Source organism: Nocardia wallacei (genome assembly GCF_014466955.1).
Taxonomy (GTDB): Bacteria; Actinomycetota; Actinomycetes; order Mycobacteriales; family Mycobacteriaceae; genus Nocardia; species Nocardia wallacei.
The window spans coordinates 17,863-35,586 of sequence record NZ_AP023396.1 but is presented as its reverse complement, the minus strand read 5'-3'; the positions used below and the strand labels follow the sequence as shown (position 1 = coordinate 35,586).

The 17,724-nt window shown below is 69.0% G+C and carries 20 protein-coding genes; 9 read left to right on the top strand and 11 right to left on the bottom strand.

The genetic code is table 11. From position 1 onward, the window contains the following. Positions 1–44 precede the first annotated feature (44 nt). Together NWFMUON74_RS00170 and pknB are read left to right on the top strand one after the other, a co-directional pair. Positions 45–1,586 (top strand): protein kinase domain-containing protein, encoded by a 1,542-nt coding sequence (locus tag NWFMUON74_RS00170; RefSeq protein ID WP_187686008.1) that lies wholly within the window; start codon positions 45–47, stop codon positions 1,584–1,586. Next, a complete protein-coding gene (gene pknB / locus NWFMUON74_RS00165; protein ID WP_187686007.1) occupies positions 1,583–3,484 on the top strand; it encodes a Stk1 family PASTA domain-containing Ser/Thr kinase in 1,902 nt (633 codons plus the stop codon). Before NWFMUON74_RS00170 ends, pknB begins: the two co-directional genes overlap by 4 nt. Before the next feature lie 99 nt (positions 3,485–3,583). Here pknB and NWFMUON74_RS00160 read toward each other — a convergent pair whose 3' ends face one another. The 3 genes from NWFMUON74_RS00160 to NWFMUON74_RS00150 are packed head-to-tail and all read right to left on the bottom strand — an operon-like array spanning position 3,584 to position 5,434. Beyond that, positions 3,584–4,069, bottom strand: a complete 486-nt coding sequence (locus tag NWFMUON74_RS00160) for a deaminase (RefSeq protein ID WP_232110760.1) — start codon at positions 4,067–4,069, stop codon at positions 3,584–3,586. Positions 4,070–4,100: 31 nt separating this feature from the next. Beyond that, positions 4,101–4,799, bottom strand: a complete 699-nt coding sequence (locus tag NWFMUON74_RS00155; RefSeq protein WP_187686006.1) for a RibD family protein — start codon at positions 4,797–4,799, stop codon at positions 4,101–4,103. After that, positions 4,796–5,434, bottom strand: a complete 639-nt coding sequence (locus NWFMUON74_RS00150) for an aminodeoxychorismate/anthranilate synthase component II (RefSeq protein ID WP_187686005.1) — start codon at positions 5,432–5,434, stop codon at positions 4,796–4,798. The genes NWFMUON74_RS00155 and NWFMUON74_RS00150 overlap by 4 nt, the downstream gene beginning before the upstream one ends. 191 nt (positions 5,435–5,625) lie before the next feature. On the opposite strand from NWFMUON74_RS00150, the gene crgA reads away from it, so the two are divergent. Then, a complete protein-coding gene (crgA, locus tag NWFMUON74_RS00145; protein WP_187688814.1) occupies positions 5,626–5,892 on the top strand; it encodes a cell division protein CrgA in 267 nt (88 codons plus the stop codon). Positions 5,893–5,966: 74 nt separating this feature from the next. Beyond that, positions 5,967–6,419 (top strand): PH domain-containing protein, encoded by a 453-nt coding sequence (locus NWFMUON74_RS00140; RefSeq protein WP_187686004.1) that lies wholly within the window; start codon positions 5,967–5,969, stop codon positions 6,417–6,419. A gap of 141 nt (positions 6,420–6,560) precedes the next feature. Here NWFMUON74_RS00140 and NWFMUON74_RS00135 read toward each other — a convergent pair whose 3' ends face one another. From NWFMUON74_RS00135 to NWFMUON74_RS00110, 6 genes are all read right to left on the bottom strand, one after another. Continuing rightward, positions 6,561–7,427, bottom strand: a complete 867-nt coding sequence (locus NWFMUON74_RS00135) for a rhomboid family intramembrane serine protease (protein WP_187686003.1) — start codon at positions 7,425–7,427, stop codon at positions 6,561–6,563. 16 nt (positions 7,428–7,443) lie between these two features. Beyond that, on the bottom strand, positions 7,444–7,971 hold the full coding sequence (locus tag NWFMUON74_RS00130; RefSeq protein ID WP_269475309.1) for a peptidylprolyl isomerase: 528 nt from the start codon (positions 7,969–7,971) through the stop codon (positions 7,444–7,446). A gap of 69 nt (positions 7,972–8,040) precedes the next feature. Further along, positions 8,041–8,238: a hypothetical protein gene (locus tag NWFMUON74_RS00125; protein WP_187686001.1), complete on the bottom strand. Its 198-nt coding sequence runs from the start codon at positions 8,236–8,238 to the stop codon at positions 8,041–8,043. A gap of 62 nt (positions 8,239–8,300) precedes the next feature. Beyond that, entirely contained in the window at positions 8,301–9,149 is an 849-nt protein-coding gene (locus tag NWFMUON74_RS00120; RefSeq protein ID WP_187686000.1) for an ABC transporter permease, read from the bottom strand. Next, the gene (locus tag NWFMUON74_RS00115; protein ID WP_187685999.1) at positions 9,146–10,165 is read right to left on the bottom strand and encodes an ATP-binding cassette domain-containing protein; all 1,020 of its coding nucleotides are present in this window, start codon (positions 10,163–10,165) and stop codon (positions 9,146–9,148) included. The genes NWFMUON74_RS00120 and NWFMUON74_RS00115 overlap by 4 nt, the downstream gene beginning before the upstream one ends. Before the next feature lie 675 nt (positions 10,166–10,840). Next, complete coding sequence (locus NWFMUON74_RS00110; protein ID WP_187685998.1) at positions 10,841–11,842, bottom strand: adenylate/guanylate cyclase domain-containing protein; 1,002 nt, start codon at positions 11,840–11,842, stop codon at positions 10,841–10,843. A 146-nt stretch (positions 11,843–11,988) separates the two neighbouring features. Here NWFMUON74_RS00110 and NWFMUON74_RS00105 point away from each other — a divergent pair, with 146 nt between their 5' ends. Next, positions 11,989–12,834, top strand: a complete 846-nt coding sequence (locus NWFMUON74_RS00105; RefSeq protein ID WP_187685997.1) for an NAD(P)H-binding protein — start codon at positions 11,989–11,991, stop codon at positions 12,832–12,834. Between the two features lie 25 nt (positions 12,835–12,859). Here the strand turns inward: NWFMUON74_RS00105 and NWFMUON74_RS00100 are convergent, their stop codons facing one another. Beyond that, positions 12,860–13,270 (bottom strand): nuclear transport factor 2 family protein, encoded by a 411-nt coding sequence (locus NWFMUON74_RS00100; protein WP_187685996.1) that lies wholly within the window; start codon positions 13,268–13,270, stop codon positions 12,860–12,862. Positions 13,271–13,370: 100 nt separating this feature from the next. Here NWFMUON74_RS00100 and sigJ point away from each other — a divergent pair, with 100 nt between their 5' ends. The 4 genes from sigJ to NWFMUON74_RS00080 are packed head-to-tail and all read left to right on the top strand — an operon-like array spanning position 13,371 to position 16,086. Next, entirely contained in the window at positions 13,371–14,216 is an 846-nt protein-coding gene (gene sigJ, locus NWFMUON74_RS00095) for an RNA polymerase sigma factor SigJ (RefSeq protein ID WP_187685995.1), read from the top strand. A gap of 39 nt (positions 14,217–14,255) precedes the next feature. Continuing rightward, positions 14,256–14,681, top strand: coding sequence for a VOC family protein (locus tag NWFMUON74_RS00090; RefSeq protein ID WP_187685994.1), 426 nt, complete (start codon positions 14,256–14,258; stop codon positions 14,679–14,681). 10 nt (positions 14,682–14,691) lie between these two features. Beyond that, positions 14,692–15,258, top strand: a complete 567-nt coding sequence (locus NWFMUON74_RS00085; protein WP_187685993.1) for a TetR/AcrR family transcriptional regulator — start codon at positions 14,692–14,694, stop codon at positions 15,256–15,258. Between the two features lie 24 nt (positions 15,259–15,282). Continuing rightward, a complete protein-coding gene (locus NWFMUON74_RS00080) occupies positions 15,283–16,086 on the top strand; it encodes a transglutaminase-like domain-containing protein (RefSeq protein WP_187685992.1) in 804 nt (267 codons plus the stop codon). On the opposite strand, the gene NWFMUON74_RS00075 is transcribed toward NWFMUON74_RS00080, so the two are convergent. Beyond that, entirely contained in the window at positions 16,079–17,710 is a 1,632-nt protein-coding gene (locus tag NWFMUON74_RS00075; RefSeq protein ID WP_187685991.1) for a bis-aminopropyl spermidine synthase family protein, read from the bottom strand. The genes NWFMUON74_RS00080 and NWFMUON74_RS00075 overlap by 8 nt on opposite strands. Positions 17,711–17,724: the final 14 nt, after the last annotated feature.

Here is a 17,724-nt window from a genome sequence, read left to right as displayed (position 1 = left end):
GGCCCCTGGTCAGGCGCAAATAGACGGAGCCTACGGGGGCTGCAATGCTGAACAACGGTGCGATGATCGCGGACCGGTACCGACTGCAACGGCTGATCGCCACCGGCGGCATGGGACAGGTGTGGGAGGCCCTGGACACCCGGCTGGACCGCCGCGTCGCGGTGAAGGTACTCAAGGCCGAGTTCTCCGCGGACCCGACCTTCCGGCACCGGTTCCGGACCGAGGCGAAGACGACTGCGCAACTGAACCATCCGGGCATCGCGGGCATCTACGACTACGGCGAGACCTTCGACCCGCAGGGCGGCGAAACCGCCTACCTGGTCATGGAATTGGTGCAGGGCGAACCGCTCAACGCCGTGCTGAACCGGCTCAACCGGCTGTCGGTCGCGCAGGGCCTGGACATGCTCGAGCAGACCGGCCGCGCGCTGGAGGTGGCGCACGCCGCCGGCGTCGTGCACCGCGACGTCAAACCCGGCAACATCCTGGTCACGCCGACCGGTCAGGTGAAGATCACCGACTTCGGCATCGCCAAGGCGGTAGACGCCTCGCCGGTCACCAAGACCGGCATGGTGATGGGCACCGCCCAGTACATCGCGCCCGAGCAGGCCACCGGCGAGGACGCCACCTCCGCCAGCGATGTTTACTCCCTCGGCGTGGTCGGGTACGAGGCGCTGTCGGGCCAGCGGCCGTTCACCGGCGACGGCGCGCTGACCGTCGCGATGAAACACGTGCGGGAGACCCCGCCGCCGATGCCCGCGGACCTGCCGCCGAACGTGCGTGAACTCATCGAGATCACCATGGCCAAGGAGCCGAATCGGCGGTACGGCAGCGGTGGCGAGTTCGCCGACGCCGTGGCCGCCGTCCGGTCCGGCCGCCGACCGCCGCCGCCGCGCAGCGCCGGGCTCGCCACACCGCAGACCGGCGCGGCGCGGGTGTTGCCGCCCGGTCCGACCACGGTGCTGCCGCGCGGTGACTACGACGACGCCACCGTCCGCTACGCGAATTCCGGTCGGCCGCAAGCCCAACCGCCCGGCACCGCCGTCATGGCCGGCCGGACCGGCGCGGTGCCGCCGGATGACGAGGACAAGTCGCGGTCCGGCAACGGGCAGAAGGCCCTCGCCGGTCTGGGTATCGGCGCGCTGGTGCTCGGCGGCATCGCCGCGTGGGTACTGCTGAGCGGCAAACCGCCGGAATCCTCGGTGACACCGAAGTCGCCGACCTCGGTCGTCGCGCCGCCGCCGGTCGTGCCGACGACCACGACCGAGGCGCCGACGAGCACCTACTATCAGCCGCCGGTCACCACCACGACCGAGCCGCCCACGACGACGCCGCCCCCGACGACCACCACCACCACCCAACCGCCCAGCTCGACCCAGCAGCGGCCGACGACCACCGCGCCGACGACCACGGGTCGCGTACCCCGGACCACATTCCAAATACCATTGCCGAATATTCCGGGTGTCGACGGCAATTACGGCAGGAACGGCACCCACGGCACCACCGGGAACGAATCCCGCGGCACCACCCAGAACCAGACCGAAGACAGCAGTAGTTCCCCGGCCATCGCACCGCAAGGACTGCCATGACGACCCCGAAGAATCTCTCCGAGCGCTACGAGCTGGGCGAGATCATCGGGTTCGGCGGAATGTCGGAGGTGCACAAGGCCCGCGACAATCGCCTCGGTCGCGATGTCGCGATCAAGGTGCTGCGCGCCGATCTCGCCCGCGACCCCACCTTCTATCTGCGCTTCAAGCGTGAGGCGCAGAACGCCGCCGCGCTCAACCATCCGGCCATCGTCGCGGTCTACGACACCGGCGAGGCCGAGGTGGACGGCGGGCCGCTGCCCTACATCGTGATGGAGTACGTCGACGGCGACACGCTGCGCGACATCGTGCGCGGCAAGGGTCCGCTGCCGCCGCGGCGCGCGATGGAGGTCATCGCCGACGTCTGTGCCGCACTGGATTTCAGCCACAAGAACGGCATCGTGCATCGCGACATGAAGCCGGCCAACATCATGATCAACCGGCAGGGCGCGGTGAAGGTGATGGACTTCGGCATCGCACGCGCGATCGCCGACAGCTCCAACCCGATGACGCAGACCGCCGCGGTGATCGGCACCGCGCAGTACCTGTCGCCCGAACAGGCCCGGGGCGAGCAGGTCGACGCCCGCTCCGATGTCTACTCCGTCGGCTGCGTGCTCTACGAGATCCTCACGGGGGAACCGCCTTTCACCGGCGACTCGCCCGTCGCGGTGGCCTATCAGCACGTGCGCGAGGATCCGCGGCTGCCGTCGCTGGTGCACACCGGGGTGCCGCGCGAGCTGGATTCGGTCGTGCTGAAGGCGATGGCCAAGAATCCGGCCAACCGCTATCAGACCGCCGCGGAGATGCGCGCCGACCTGATCCGGGTGCTGGGCGGCCAGAAACCGCACGCCCCGATGGTGATGACCGACGAGGACCGCACCACCATCCTCGGCAGCATGGACGCGTCGGCGCGCGGCTACCGCACCGTCGAACGCGAGGATGTCGACGAACCCGAATACGACGAGCCCCGCGATCCGCGCCGCACGGCAATGATCGCGGGCGCGGTGCTGGCCGGTGTCGCGGCGCTGTTCGCGTTGTTCTGGTTTCTGATCGGCCCCGGCAGCAAGCCGGACCAGGTGGCCATCCCCGATCTGGCGAACAAACCGGCGCAGGTGGCCCAGGACGAGTTGCAGCGGGCCGGGTTCTCGGTCAGCACGCAGCCCAAACCCAACGGCAAAGTCGCTGTCGGCAATGTCATTTCGACCCAGCCCCTCGGTGGCTCCCGGGCGCCGAAGGGCAGCACCGTGACGCTGCAGGTCTCGACCGGTCCGCAGATCCTTCCGGTGCCGGACCTGGCGAAACGCACGCAGCAGGAGGCCGAGCAGCTGCTGTCGTCCGGCAATCTCCGGCTGAATCCGGACATCCAGCGGGACTGGTCGAGTCCCGAGGACAAGGACAAGGTGATCCGGCAGAGCCCCCAGGCCGACGCCCGGGCGGAGGCCGAGGGACTGGTCACGATCACCTTGGGCAAGGGGCCCGAGCAGGTGCGCGTGCCCGACGTGGTCGGCCAGCAGATCGATGTGGCGCAGGCGAATCTCGAGAACCCCGGCGGTTTCAAGGTGGTCGTGCAGAAGGTGCCGTCCTCGCGCCCCAGCGGCGAGGTCCTCTCCACCGATCCCGCCGGAAACACTTCGGCGGACAAGGGTTCCACCATCACCGTGCAGGTCTCCAGCGATCAGATCACGATGCCGCCCCTCGTCGGTCTGACACCGTCGCAGGCGGTGGACCGGCTGCGCAGCGCGGGCTGGACCGGCGGCGTCGGCCAGATCAACCAGACCACCCAGGGCACCTTCGATCCGCCGAGCATCGGCCACATTCTCAGCCAGCAGCCCGCGCCCGGTACCTCTATCCCCAAGAACGCGACCATCACGATCGCGACGGGTGTGATCGCGCCCCCGTGATCGATCGGCGATAGCCGCTCAGTGAGGTCGCGCCCCCGTGACCGATCGGCGGTGGCCGCTCAGTGAGGTCGCGTCCCGTGACCGGTCGGCGGTGGCCGCTCAGGTGAGGTCGAGGTGGCGGTTCATCGATCTGGCCTCGTCGGCCAGGTCGGGGAGTTCGATCACCTCGACACCGTGGTCGCGGAGTTTTTCCACACCCACGCAGTCGTCGACGAAGGTGGCGGGTTCGCGCCAGGCGATGACGACCCGCGCGAGGCCCGCCGCCAGGATGCGGTCGGTGCACGGGAGGCGGTCGGCCGAGGCGCGCCGCGAGCACGGCTCGAGGGTGCTGTAGAGGGTGGCCTGTCGCAGTCGCGGGTCGGCGCCCAGCTTGTTCAGGGCCGATTCCTCGGCGTGCACCTTGGGGTCGGTCTCGCGCGAATAGCCGTGCGCCAGTTCGACTCCGTCCGCGCCGACGACGACCGCACCGACCGAGAAGGCGGTCGGACTCGGCGGGCAGAGCCGAGCCAGCCCGATCGCGTGGTGCATCCAGAACCGGTGGGACTTGCGCCCTTCCGTGCCCGGCTCCGCGAAATGCGAAGTCACTGCGGTATTTCCATGCGCTGCGGCCTCCGTGTCACTGTGGCGTTCCCGGTGCTGCCCGTTGTTTCGGCAGATAACGCAGTAGCGCCACGTCACCGACGCGGGCGACGTCCGCCAATTCCATTCTGCGCCGCGGTCCGCCGGGGAAGTCGGCCGGGCGCAGGAATCGCGGCGCGGCGGAATCACCGACCAGCACCGGCGCCACGGCCATCAGCAGTTCGTCGGCGAGATCGGTGGCGAGGAAGGCGGTGTGGATGTGGCCGCCGCCCTCCACCATCAACCGCCCCACGCCGCGCCTGCCCAGATCTTCGAGCAACGCACCGAAATCGACACTCGCACCGAGGGATACGACCTCGGCCAGCCCCGCGAGCGGCCCCGCGCTCCGTGCCGCACCACGGTCGGTGGTGTAGACCAGCTTGTCGCCGCCGGTGTGGAAGAAGCGCAGCTCCGGATCCAGTTCGCCCGTCGCGGTGACGACGATCTTCACCGGGAATTCCGGTTTCCCCGCGGCGATCCGATGGGCCCGGCGAGTGTCACTGCCGACCAGCAGCCGCGGGTTGTCCCGGCGCAGGGTTTCGGCGCCGACCAGAATCGCGTCGCAGTCGGCGCGCACCGCGTCGACCCGATCGAAATCCTCGGGATTGGACAGCAGCAGCCGGTCGGGGCTCGCGTCGTCGAGGTAGCCATCGATGCTCACCGCCACCGACAGCAGCACATACGGCCGGGCGCTCATACCAGCGCCGCGACCTCCGCCTCCAACTGCTCGACCAGATGCTCCGCCGGGCGCTCGCCACAGACCTCCAGCCAGTTCGCCAGCATCCGGTGCCCGCCCTGGGTGAGCACCGACTCCGGGTGGAACTGCACGCCGTGGACGGGCAGGGTGCGGTGCCGCATCGCCATGACGATGCCGCTCTCGGTGCGGCCGAGGACCTCGATATCGGCGGGCAGCGTCTCCTCGAGCACGGTCAGCGAGTGGTAGCGGGTCGCGGTGAAGGGGTCCGGCAACCCGGCCAGCACCCCCGCGCCGACGTGGAATACCGAACTGGTCTTGCCGTGCAACAACTCCGGCGCCCGGGTCACGGTCGCGCCGAACGCGGCGCCGATGGCCTGGTGCCCGAGGCACACACCCAGCAGCGGGACCCGATGCCCGGCGCACGCGTGCACCAGATCGATGCTCTTCCCGGCCCGGTCGGGGGTGCCGGGGCCGGGACTGATCAGCACGCCGTCGAAGCGGGTGACGACCTCATCGATATTCGCCAGTTGCGGGTCGTCGTTGCGCCACACGGTCGCCTCGGCGCCCAGCTGGCCCAGGTATTGGACCAGGTTGAAGACGAAGCTGTCGTAATTGTCGACGACCAGTACACGCATGGTTCGAGGGTACGTGGCCGCCCGATCGGCGTCGCGGGAATACCCGGGCGGTGCGCCGACAACAGTCCGGAACGCCCGGGTATACCCAGCTGGGATAGCCTTTACCCAGACCGGCAGGCGTGTGCGGCGTAGCCGACATGCTCGGCTGCCTACCCCGCCGGTACGACCTGTACGCCGAATACGAGGACGTCATGCCCAAGTCGAAGGTCCGCCGCAAGAAGACCGACTACACGATCAACCCCGCCAGCCGTACTCCGGTGAAGGTGAAGGGCGGCCCGTCACCGGTCTGGTATGTCTGCATCATGCTCGGTTTCATGCTGGCCGGGCTGGTGTGGCTGCTGGTGTATTACCTGGCCAACGACAAGATCGAGTGGATGGCCAACCTCAACGCCTGGAACTTCCTGATCGGCTTCGGCCTCATGGTGATCGGCTTGATCATGACGATGCGGTGGCGCTGAGCAGCACTACACCGGTGTAGTTCATGCACACTTGTGGATAGATCTGTGGACAACTCGAGGAGCGATTGGGGACCGTGACCGCATCCGACTCGACGTCCCGACTCACCTGGTCCACTCCCCCGGCCGCGCTCGCGGTGACGGCGCTCGGCGGGGTGGCGCTCGTGGCGGCGGCCGTCTTCACCGGTGACGCGCCGAGCCGGTTGCTGGTCGGGATCGCCGCGGTGCTGCTGCTCGGTCTGACCGCGCTGGGACTGCGCCAGCGGCCGCGGCTGACCGTCGTCCCCGGGACACCGCCCGCGCTGATCGTGCGCGGGTTGCTCGGACCGGTGGCGTATCCGCCGGAGCGGATTCTGCGTGCCCGGGTGGTGGGTTTCCGGCGGCTCGGGCGCAAGGTGCCCAATCTGGAGCTCGACGTCGAACACGACGGACACGACCGGTTGCTGATCTTCGGCCGCTGGGATCTCGGCACTCATCCCCAGGACGTACTGGACGCGATGATCGTGCACGGCTTGACCCGCGGCGACTAGCACACGCGATGATCATGCACCGCCCGACCCGCGGCGAACAGCACACGCGATGACCATGCACCGCCCGACCCGCGGCGAACAGCACACGCGATGACCATGCACCGCCCGACCCGCGGCGAACAGCACGCCGCAGCGAAGGGCTCAGGCCAGTTCGGCCGCCGCGGCGACGATGAGCAGCAGCGCGATCACCGCGACACCGGCCGCCGCTGTCCAGCCGATGGTGCGGGCGGCCTCCGGGGTCCCGGCGCGCAGCCACTGCGGCAGGAAGAGGATCCCGCCCGTGGCCAGGGTGCCCGCGGCGAGGCCGCCGAGGTGTCCCCACAGCGAGATGCCCGGCAGCGACACGCTGATCAGGACGTTGATCGCGATCAGCACCAGCATCTGGACCGGGCTCTGCCGCAGCCGCAGCAGGATCACCGTCATCGCGCCGAACAGGCCGTAGATCGCCCCGGAGGCGCCGGCCGTCGAGGTGTCCTGGGCCAGCCACATCACCGCCGCCGAACCACCCAGCAGCGAGGCCAGGTAGACGGTGACGAACCGCAGGCGGCCGAGCACCATCTCGCAGTCGCGACCCAGGATATAGAGCGCGAACATGTTGACCAGCAGGTGAATCGGGCCGTAGTGGAGGAATCCGGACCCGAGCACCCGCGCCCACTCGCCATCGGCCACCGCAGGCGGTTGCAGCACCCAGTCGAAGAACAGCCGCGAGCGCTGATTCTCCGCGACGCTGTTCGCCTGCGCCGCGGTGATCGCGAAGACCGCGACGTTCACCGCGATCAGCAGGTAGGTCACGTACGGGACCGACCGCTGTACCGCGGGCGCGCCCGCCACGGTACGCACCGGGCGCACGTCCGCCTGCCCTTGCCGTAGGCAGTCCAGGCAGTGCTGGCCCACCGAGGCCGGGCGCAGGCATTCCGGGCAGGCCGACCGGCCGCACCGGGTGCAGGCCAATCCGGTGCTGCGATCGGGATGGCGGTAGCAGGTCGGTGCGGGCGGCTGGGGATTCACGAAACTCCGTCGAAATTCAGTCGATGGTGATGGAGGAGATGACGACCTGCTCCTTCGGGCGGTCGTTGCGATCGGTGTCGGTGGCGCCGATGGCGTCGACCACTTTGCGCGAATCCGGGTCCACCACCTCACCGAAGATGGTGTGGCGGCGGTTGAGATGCGACTGCGGGCCGAGCGTGATGAAGAACTGGGAACCGTTGGTGCCCGGCCCGGCGTTGGCCATCGCCAGCAGATACGGGCGGTCGAAACGCAGCTCCGGGTGGAATTCGTCGCCGAATTCGTACCCCGGCCCGCCGCGACCGGTGCCCGTCGGGTCACCGCCCTGAATCATGAAGCCATCGATCACGCGGTGGAACGTGCAGCCGTCGTAGAACGGGCCGGACGTACCGCCGGAGGCGTTCTTCGTCGTGTATGCCGCCGAGCCGTCGACGAGACCGACGAAGTTGCGCACCGTTTTCGGGGCATGGTTACCGAAGAGCGAGATCTTGATGTCGCCGTGTGTGGTGTGCAGCGTGGCCACGGCGGTCTGATTCGGTGAGGTCACGCCGAACATCGTGCCATGTACGCGGCGAATCGAGTTGTATCCCACTGTGTTCGGGCCGTGCCGGGCCGACTACGGCAAGCGCGCCGCTTCCTCCGGCGCGGACCCGTTGGTGGAGTAGCCCAGACGCGGCGGTTCGGCGGCGGGTTCCGGCAGCTGCGGACGGCGGCGCGCCGCCACCCAGGCGGCACTGCCCGCGAATCCGACGAGGGCGGCGACGATGAGCCGGTTGCGCAACCGGCCGGACTTCCCAGAGCTCCCCAACTGCATGCGACCACTGTGGCACAGCCACCCGCTTCGCGCAGGAAAGGCTGGTCACAGTGGCCCACGACTCAACGGCTGACCGAGCGCTTGAACTGCCGCACCGCCAGCGGCACGAACACCACCAGGATGGCCACCACCCAGATCAGCGTGGTCAGCACCGGATGCTGCATCGGCCAGGCATCCGGTGTCGGCACCGCGGGGCTGGTGTTGCCGAACAGCTGACGGGTGGCCTCGGTGACCGCCGACACGGGATTCCATTCGGCGAACACCTGCAGCGGCCCGGGCAGCTTGTTCAGCGGCACAAAGGTGTTGGCGAGGAAGGTCAGCGGGAAGATCACCATGAAGCTGGCGTTGTTGAACACCTCGGGAGCCCGCACGATCAGGCCGACCACGGCCATGATCCACGAGATCGCGTAGGCGAACAACAACAGCAGCACATAGGCCAGGACCGCGTCCAGCAGCGACCCGCGGATCCGCCAGCCGACGATGAGGCCGGTCAGCGACATCACGACCAGGCTCACCACATTGATCACGACATCGGCTGCCGTGCGCCCGATCAGCACGGCGACCGAGGCCATCGGCAGCGATCGGAACCGGTCGATGATGCCCTTCTGCATATCCTCGGCCAGGCTCAAGCCCGTGAACGTCGCGCCGAAAACCGAGGTCTGCGCGAAGATGCCCGCGATCAGGAACTCCCGGTAGCCGCCCGACAACCCCGGCACCTCGATCGCCGTGCCGAAGATGTAGGCGAACAGTAGAACGAACATGATCGGCGACAGCGTCGAGAAGATCAGGACGTCGGGTACTCGCTTGATCTTGATGACATTGCGTTTGGTGATCGTCAGGCTGTCGCTGACCACCATCGACACGCGCGTGCCGAGCGAGGGCTGATGGGCGATCGCCGCGGCCGTGCTCATCGCTGCTGTCCTTTCGTCGCGTCGACTCGCTCCGCGGCGCCCTTGCCGTCGGCGTGGCCGTTCTCGCTGATCATTTCTTCGGCCTCGTGGCCGGTGAGGGTGAGGAACACGTCGTCGAGCGAGGGACGGCGCAGGCCCACGTCGTGAATCTGGACCTGATGCTCGGCCAACCGCCCAATCGCGTCGACCAGGGCCTGTGACCCCTCGCTGACGGGCACGGTGATGCGCCGCAGCCCGGGCTCGAGATGGATCTCCCCGACCGCCAGCGCGGCGAGGGCCTGCTGTGCGACCGCGAGGCTGTCGGCGTGGTCGACGGTCAGTTCGATGCGGTCGCCGCCGACCATGGTCTTGAGTTCGTCGGCGGTGCCGCGGGCGATGACCTGGCCGTGGTCGATGACCGCGATGGCGTCGGCCAGCCGGTCGGCCTCCTCCATGTACTGCGTGGTCAGCAGCAGCGTGGTGCCGCCGGCCACCAGTTCCTCGATGACATCCCACAGATCCAGGCGGGCGCGCGGGTCCAGGCCCGTGGTCGGCTCGTCCAGAAACAGCACGGGTGGATTGGCGACCAGCGCGCCCGCGAGGTCGAGGCGGCGGCGCATGCCGCCGGAGTAGCCCTTCACGGGCCGGTCGGCGGCGTCGCTGAGGCGGAAACGCTCCAGCAGCTCACGGGCGCGGTCCTTACTGCGCTGCACGCCCATGTGGTACAGCCGCCCGACCATCTCCAGATTCTCGAAGCCGGTGAGATACTCGTCGACCGCCGCGTACTGGCCGGAGGCGCCGATGTGCGCGCGCAGCCGCTGCGGCTCGCGCAGTACGTCGATACCGGCCACGGTGGCACGGCCGGAGTCGGGGATGAGCAGGGTGGTGAGTACCCGGACCGTCGTCGTCTTGCCGGCGCCGTTGGGACCCAGCAGGGCGGTGACCGTACCTTCGGGTACCGTGAGATCGAGTCCGTCGAGGGCGGTCAGACGCCCGTATGTCTTGACCAGACCCTCGGCGATGATGGCGTCGGGCATGATGCTCCTGCCGTTCGTGATGGATTGTGCAGTGACTTGATCGACACTGCTGCCCAGTATTGCCCACGGCACCGACAAGTTCATCGGATTGACACCGGCCCCGTCGCACCACCCCCGACCTGGCACGACGGATAACAGGAGGCCGCATCCCGGGATCCGGCGGTGCTCGGGGGTGCCGGCGGGATGCGGCCGATACGATCGTCGCCCGGCTCGCGGAACGGATCGCGAGTAGTGCGCTACTCGTTCCACCGCGCCTCCGGTACTCACCCGATTCCGCGGGCCGCCGATCGACACGCCAGGAATCCGCGCAATCCGGAACGTCGCCCCTGGATCGGGCGTGCGCAGAGGCGCGGGCCGGTTGCGCCGACCCCGGACCGACGCCTCGGCGGCAGCGCCGAGAGCTGCGTAAACGGTTGCCTCCCAACAGCTTCGACAGCGTGTTTCGACCACGGCGCCGGGCCCCGCGCACCGGCCCGATCCGCCTCGTGCGAGTAGTGCCGAAAAACTTTCCGAAAGTGGCGGCCCTCATACACACACAATCGAGGATCGTCGCGTAGGATCGTTCAGGTCGGCCCCTCCCCCCCGGGCCGACCCTACGCGGGCCTCGGCTAACTCCCCCCCTTCGCCGAGGCCCGCTCCTAATTTCCGGGCACTTCCGCCGATCGCCGATACGGGTCAGGCGCGCCGCAGCACGTGCGAACGCAGCCGGTTGAAGCCCCGCACCCGCACACTGCGCAGATGCCGCAGTGCGAACTCCCGCTCCCCGCTCAGCCGCGCGGCGGCGCCGTCATCGATGAGGACCGTGCCGGGCCGGGCCACGCCGGTGAGCCGGGCCGCGGTGTTGACCACCGACCCGTACAGATCCCCGAACCGTTGCAGCACTTCGCCATAGGCGAGGCCGACCCGCAGTTCCGGCGTCGTCCCGGCGGACAGCGTCGCGTCCTGGATGGCCAGCGCGATGCGGGCGCCCACCACCGCCGATTCGGCGGCGAACATCACCTCGTCGCCCACGTTCTTGATGACCCAGCCACCGTGCGCGGTGATCGCGTCGGTGGTGATCGTCTCGAACGACTCCAGCAGCCGGGTCAGTTCGTCCGGGTCGAGATGCCTGGTCAACCGGGTGTAGCCGACCATGTCGGCGAAACCGACGGCCACTTCCCGCAGCGTGTCGCCGCTGCCGTCACCGTCGAGCGAGCGGGCCAGCGCCGCCGCCAGGTGCCGGCGCCACGCGTAGGCCTGCAACTCCTGCAGGGTCGAGACGACCTCCTCGGTCGCCTCCTGCGCGACCGTGACCTCGTCCGCGGTGGGATCGGCGGCGGTGATGGCCCGGATCCGGTCCACGATCTCCTCGGCCACCAGATCGACCTGCCATTCGGCCAGCCGCGCCATCGCCTGACCGAGCGTGCGCGCGGCGCCCGACTGCTGCCGCAGATCGGTCGAGGCCAGCGCCGCCAGGCTCTGGAAGTTGTTGACCGCCTGCACATCCGCGTCGGTGTACTCGATCGCCTCGTCGTCCGGATTGGCCGGGAAGCCGAGCGATATCCACAGTCTGCGGGTCAGCTCCGGCGGCACGCCCGACTGCCGCGAGACGTCCTCGCGGGTATATCGGCGCGGCCCGTGCAGCAGGTACGGCTCCACCACCGACTGCACCAGTTTCGACAACTCCGCGGAGGCCATGCCTCGACCTTACGGTGCCGCCGGATACGCACCCGCCCCGTAGTGATTTGTCACATGATTTCCCGGGGGGACGCGGCAGACGCTCGCGAATGTTCCCGCGCTTCTCGGCCATGTCGCGTCCACGCGATCGGCGATGTACTCGATACATGACGAATTCGAACAACACAGTCCTCGTTCTCGGCGGCACCGGCAAGACCGGCAGCCGAGTGGCCGCGCATCTGCGCGAGCGGTCCATTCCGGTGCGCCTCGGATCCCGGTCCGCGCAACCGCCTTTCGATTGGAACGACCGCAACACCTGGGCCGCCGCGCTCGCCGGGGTGTCGGCCGTCTACATCGCCTATCAACCGGATCTCGCCGCGCCCGGCGCGCCCGAGGCGATCAGCGCGCTGACCGCCGCCGCGCGGGACAGCGGCGTCGCGCGGCTGGTGCTGCTGTCCGGACGCGGCGAGCCGGAGGCCGCGGAGTGCGAGCAGATCGTGCGCGACTCCGGCCTGGAGACGACCGTCCTGCGATGCAGTTGGTTCGCGCAGAACTTCAGCGAGGGCGGATTCGCCGAGTTCGTCCGGTCGGGCGAGGTGGCACTGCCCGCCGGTGACGTGCCCGAGCCGTTCATCGATGCCGACGACATCGCGGCGGCCGCGGTCGCCGCGCTGACCGAGGACCGGCACATCGGCGCGGTGTACGAACTCACCGGACCCCGGGCCCTGACCTTCGCCGAGGCGGTGGGCGAGATCGCCCGGGCGACCGGTCGCGACATCGCCTACATACCCATCACGCGCACCGATTTCGTTGCGGCACTGACCACTTACGAGGTGCCCGCCGACGAGATCAGCCTGCTCGACTATCTCTTCGGCACCGTGCTGGACGGCCGCAACTCGGCCACGGCGGACGGCGTGGAACGCATCCTGGGCCGCGAACCCAGGGACTTCGCGGACTACGCCCGGGCGACCGCCGCCGCCGGGGCGTGGTCCGCCGCGCCTGACCCGGCATAGCGGCTGCCCCGGAAGCTCTTGGCGCTCAGAGCATTCCGTGCGGATGGGGCAGCCGGTCGGGCACCGGCTGCACCACATCCCAGTGTTCGACGAGCAGGCCGTCGCGCAGCCGCAGCAGGTCGACCACCGCGTTCTCGGCCCCGCCCACGGTGAGCCGCACATGCACGGCGACCAGCTCGTCGTCGGCGGCCACGCGCACCACCTCCTGCGGTGCCGCGGCCAGCGCCCGCCCGGCCGGGGTGCCGAAGAAGTTCCGGAAGGCCTGCTTGCCGGTGCTCGCCGCCGGGTCGTGCGGCACCCGCGGATTGTGCGTGACGAAGTCCTCGTGCACCAGCTCGAAGGCGCCGTCCAGGTCACCGGCGTTGAAACGGCGGTAGAGCTCCAGCACGGTCCGGCGGTTGATCTCGGTGCGGGACAGCTCGTTGTCGACGGTCATGGAATCTGGTCCTTCCGTTCGGGTTCCATCCATCAGACGGATCCCGGGCCATTCGCGTCACACGCGTGACCTACGCCCGGTCCACGACGTCGAAGAAGGTATGAGCGTGGAATTCGAACAGCACCGGCCGGAACTGTTCGCGGCGGCATATCGCATGCTCGGCAGCCGCACCGAGGCCGAGGACGTGGTGCAGGAGGCCTGGCTGCGGTGGCACGGGGTCGACCACGACACCGTGATGCGGCCGCGGGCCTACCTGTTCCGGCTGGTCTCGCGCCTGGCCATCGATCAGTTGCGCAGCGCGAAGGCCCGGCGGGAGACCTACATCGGCCCGTGGCTGCCCGAGCCGCTGCTCACCGGCCCCGACGCGGATGCCGAACGCGCCGAATCGGTTTCGATGGCGCTGCTGGTGGTGCTGGAGGCGCTGGATCCCGCCGAACGCGTCGTCTTCGTGCTGCACGAGGTGTTCGGATTCGAGCACGCCGAGATCGCCGAGGTGCTCGGGCGCACCGAACGCGCCACCCGCCAGCTCGGCTACCGGGCCCGGCGGCACGTCGATGCCCGGCGGCCGCGGCACCGGCCCAGCCCGCACGCGCACCGCGAACTGACCGAACGCTTCCTCACCGCCGCGGCCGGCGGCGACCTCACCGCGCTCACCCGCCTGCTCGCCCCGGATGTGGTCTTCTGCGCCGACGCCGACGGCCGTTCCGAGACGCCACGGACACCGCTGCGCGGCCTGACCACGGTCGCCGGTTACCTGTGCTCGGTCACCTGGGCCTGGCCCGTTCCGCTCGACCGCCACCTCACCGAGGTCAACGGCGGTCCCGGTGCGGTGCTGCGGACGGGGACCGACCCGTACGCCGTGGTGTCGCTGGACATCGATGCGGACAACCGGATCCGGACGGTCCGGCTGGTCCTCAATCCCGACAAGCTGACCGCCGTGCGCTGACACTGGCCGCATATCGGTACATTGTGTACCGTTTAAGACATGACAACCGCGACGACGACATGGCCGACCGGACTCGGCGTGGCCCAGGTGCGGGTGGCCCGGCCCACCGACCGGCTCGACCGGATCGAGGAGTTCTACACGCAGGTCATCGGGCTGCCGGTGCTCTATCGATTCGAGCAGCACGCCGGATACGACGGCGTGATGCTCGGGCTGCCCGGCACGGCCTATCACCTGGAATTCACCACGCACGCCGACGGCAGCCCGTGCCCGGCACCGACCAGGGACAATCTCCTCGTCCTCTACTTCCACGGCGACGCCAAGATGTACGAGGTGGTCGAGCGGCTGGCCGCGGCCGGGCACGAGCCGGTCGAGGCGGAGAACCCGTACTGGGCCGGCGTCGGCGCGCTCACCTTCGAGGATCCGGACGGCTGGCGGGTGGTCCTGGTGCCGCGTCCGGTCTTCTAGAGTTCGGCGCATGGCCCGGACCCGAGACACCCGCATCGACGACGCGATCCTCACCGCGACGGTCGACCTGCTCGGCGCGGTCGGGTACCGGGAATTCACCATGGGCGCGGTGGCCGCCCGGGCGGGGGTGCACCGTCCGGCGGTGTATCGGCGCTGGCCATCGAAGCGTCACCTCGTGGTCGAGGCCGTGGCCCGGCAGCTCGGCGTCACGCCCACGCCCGACACCGGTGATCTGCGCCGCGATCTCGTCACGGGAATATCGACCCTGGTCCGGGCCCTGGCCGGGACCGCCCTGGGCCGCGCGCTCCCGGCCCTGGTCGCCGATCTGGCCTCCGATCCGGAGCTGGCCGCGGAGTTTCGCCGCCGAGTCTTCGATCCGCGCCGCGAAACCACCGCCGCCGCACTGCGTTCCGCGATGGCCCGGGGCGAGATCGCTCCGGACACCGATATGGATTTCGTCCTCGACGCGCTGGCCGCTCCCCTGTACTACCGCGTCCTGTTCGGTCACCTGCCGCTCACCGAGCGCTTGGCCGAGCAGAGCGTCGACACGGTCCTCGCCGCGCTGCGCCCGGAATAGGCGCCGGACACTCACAATGAAGGAATGAAACGCGACGTCTCGGCTCGGCTGGACGTCGAAGTGCATGCGCCCGCCACCCTGGAATTCCAGTTCACGGTCGCGCGGCGACCCGGGGTCGAACTGACCGAAACGCTCGAATTCACCGTGGACGGCGCACCCGTCGCCGCCCGCGAGGTGCCCGGTCCGCACGGAACCCGTATTCACGTATTCGATTCGCCCCCAGGCACTTTACGGGCGAATTACCACGCGACGGTGCGGGGCGCGGCTTCTCCCGAGCCCGTGTCCGACTACGACCGCTCGGTCTATCTGCGCCCGAGCCGGTTCGCCGAATCCGACCGGCTGCTCGCCTACGCGGCTACCGAATTCGGTTACGGCGCGAACGATCCGGATATCCCCCGCCGCGTCGCCGAGTGGGTGGGCCGCCGCGTGCGCTATGTCGCGAGCAGTAGCAATCCCGGCGACGGCGCGGTGGAGACCCTGCTGTCCGGCCGGGGCGTCTGCCGCGACTACGCCCACCTGCTCGTCGCACTACTGCGGGCGGTCGGCGTGCCCGCCCGGCTCGCCTCGGTCTACGCGCCGGGCTGCGTACCGATGGACTTCCATTGTGTCGCAGAGGCTTACGTGGACGGCGCGTGGTGGGCCCACGACCCGTCCTACCTCGCCCCGCGCACCGGGCTGGTCCGCATCGCCACCGGCCGCGACGCCTCGGACGTCGCCTTCCTGGACAACCACGGCGGCGCGATCACCGTCACCGACCTGTCGGTGCACGCCGCCATCGACGGCCCACTTCCCCACGACGACCCGACCCGGCCGGTCGCCATCACCTGAGTCGGATGCCTTCGAACAGCATCTCGATATCGCCGCGACTCAGTTCGAGCAACGTGTAGTCCAGCAGGCCGGGGTCGACACCGCTTTCGCGGATCGAGACGCGAGCCTGGTTCTTCGTCATCGTGCCGAGGTCCTTGACGAGCGCTTCGCGCCACACATTGCCGACCTTTCCGTGCGCCCGGCGCAGCAGACGGTTGACGATGCGTTCGGAGGCGCCGAGCGCGTCCGCCTCGACGCGTTCGGCATCGACGACCGCGTATCGGCTGCCGGGCCAGGACCGCCGATATCGGAGGTGATACTTCGCGCTGGTCAGGGACCGCAAGGCGGTCTGCGCGGCCTGATCACGAATATCGGGGTGGCGGTTCGGCACCAGAATCACGAGTCGAGAACTGTTGGCCGCCAGCAATACTCGCAACAGCCAGCTACCCGGATCGTCCGACAGGTCCACCACCACGGTGGCGTCGTCGTCGCGACCACGAGCAGTCGGTACGCCCGACCCCAGCACTGTCGCCAGCGACAAACGATTCCGGGCGGCGACTTCTTTCGGCCAGCGCGTGCCGACCATGGTCACGGAGCCGCCGATCTCCGACAGCAGTCGTCCGGCGATCTCGCCCAGATCGCCGTCGGCCGCCTCGACCGATTGCGCTCCATGGGTGTAGATGTTGTGCGCGTCCCCGTCGGCCGAGTTCTGCACGGCCCGACGCGATTTCGGCGTGGCCCGGCATATGTACCAGTCGGCGGCGCTGCCGATGGCCTGCGCACCGTGATAGCGGTTGAAATGCGGGAGAATCCCCTCGAGGGTGAGGTGCAGGCCCGATATCGCGCGCTGGACCTGCAATCCGAGCGTCGGATGTCGCGGGCTGTAGCCATAGGCCATCAGCAGGCGGGCGTGCTCCGTGTCGCGCAACGCCTGGATTCCCCGGGTCAGAAACAATCGGACCCCCTCCGGGGTATACGGCGGATCCGTGACGATCAGATCGGCCACGGCGGCCGTCGACGGCGGCAAGCCGAATCGGAAATCGGCATAAAGGCAGCGAATCGACAGACCGCGTTGCCGCGCGGCCGTCGCTATGAACGCGAGGATCCGTTCGTCGATGTCCACCACGGTGATCGTCACTGCCGGGCACACCATTGCCGTGGCCAGGGACGTCATATCGTGATCGCCGACGCACAGCAGGTGGGCTCCGGCCAGATCGAATGTCGAGTCCAGCCACAACGCTCGCCGCGCGATGGTCTCGGCGGTCGCGGAGACGTGGTCCAAGGATTGCTTCGGGCGGGGCGCGGTCCGAATCAGCTCGTCGAGCCGGTCCACCAGCGCGGCATGCTGTCGCAGCCTTTCCGCCAAGGGATCGGCCATCTCGGTCCGGCGCAATTGGTCGAAGTCGAATCGCTCGCGATATTCGGCTAGTCGATCGCCCCGAAACGAAAAACGGGAATCACGACGATCCAGGTCGGCGCCGACGGCATCCAACAGGTCTTCCACCGTGCGACGCGGCACGGCGTTGTCGGCTACCAGGGTATCCAGTGACGCTCCGGGCCCGTCCAGAGTGGCGAGCACTTGACGGAGCGGGCGACCGTAGATCCCGGCGTCCGAGACGATTTCCGCTACGCGCTCGATTGTCACGGACCGACAATAGA

Coding starts and splice junctions, on each gene's coding strand:
- NWFMUON74_RS00170 (WP_187686008.1), top strand. CDS start 45: ATGCTGAACAACGGTGCGATGATCGCGGACCGGTACCGACTGCAACGG.
- pknB (WP_187686007.1), top strand. CDS start 1,583: ATGACGACCCCGAAGAATCTCTCCGAGCGCTACGAGCTGGGCGAGATC.
- NWFMUON74_RS00155 (WP_187686006.1), bottom strand. CDS start 4,799: ATGAGCGCCCGGCCGTATGTGCTGCTGTCGGTGGCGGTGAGCATCGAT.
- NWFMUON74_RS00150 (WP_187686005.1), bottom strand. CDS start 5,434: ATGCGTGTACTGGTCGTCGACAATTACGACAGCTTCGTCTTCAACCTG.
- crgA (WP_187688814.1), top strand. CDS start 5,626: ATGCCCAAGTCGAAGGTCCGCCGCAAGAAGACCGACTACACGATCAAC.
- NWFMUON74_RS00125 (WP_187686001.1), bottom strand. CDS start 8,238: ATGCAGTTGGGGAGCTCTGGGAAGTCCGGCCGGTTGCGCAACCGGCTC.
- NWFMUON74_RS00120 (WP_187686000.1), bottom strand. CDS start 9,149: ATGAGCACGGCCGCGGCGATCGCCCATCAGCCCTCGCTCGGCACGCGC.
- NWFMUON74_RS00115 (WP_187685999.1), bottom strand. CDS start 10,165: ATGCCCGACGCCATCATCGCCGAGGGTCTGGTCAAGACATACGGGCGT.
- NWFMUON74_RS00110 (WP_187685998.1), bottom strand. CDS start 11,842: ATGGCCTCCGCGGAGTTGTCGAAACTGGTGCAGTCGGTGGTGGAGCCG.
- NWFMUON74_RS00105 (WP_187685997.1), top strand. CDS start 11,989: ATGACGAATTCGAACAACACAGTCCTCGTTCTCGGCGGCACCGGCAAG.
- NWFMUON74_RS00100 (WP_187685996.1), bottom strand. CDS start 13,270: ATGACCGTCGACAACGAGCTGTCCCGCACCGAGATCAACCGCCGGACC.
- sigJ (WP_187685995.1), top strand. CDS start 13,371: ATGAGCGTGGAATTCGAACAGCACCGGCCGGAACTGTTCGCGGCGGCA.
- NWFMUON74_RS00090 (WP_187685994.1), top strand. CDS start 14,256: ATGACAACCGCGACGACGACATGGCCGACCGGACTCGGCGTGGCCCAG.
- NWFMUON74_RS00085 (WP_187685993.1), top strand. CDS start 14,692: ATGGCCCGGACCCGAGACACCCGCATCGACGACGCGATCCTCACCGCG.
- NWFMUON74_RS00080 (WP_187685992.1), top strand. CDS start 15,283: ATGAAACGCGACGTCTCGGCTCGGCTGGACGTCGAAGTGCATGCGCCC.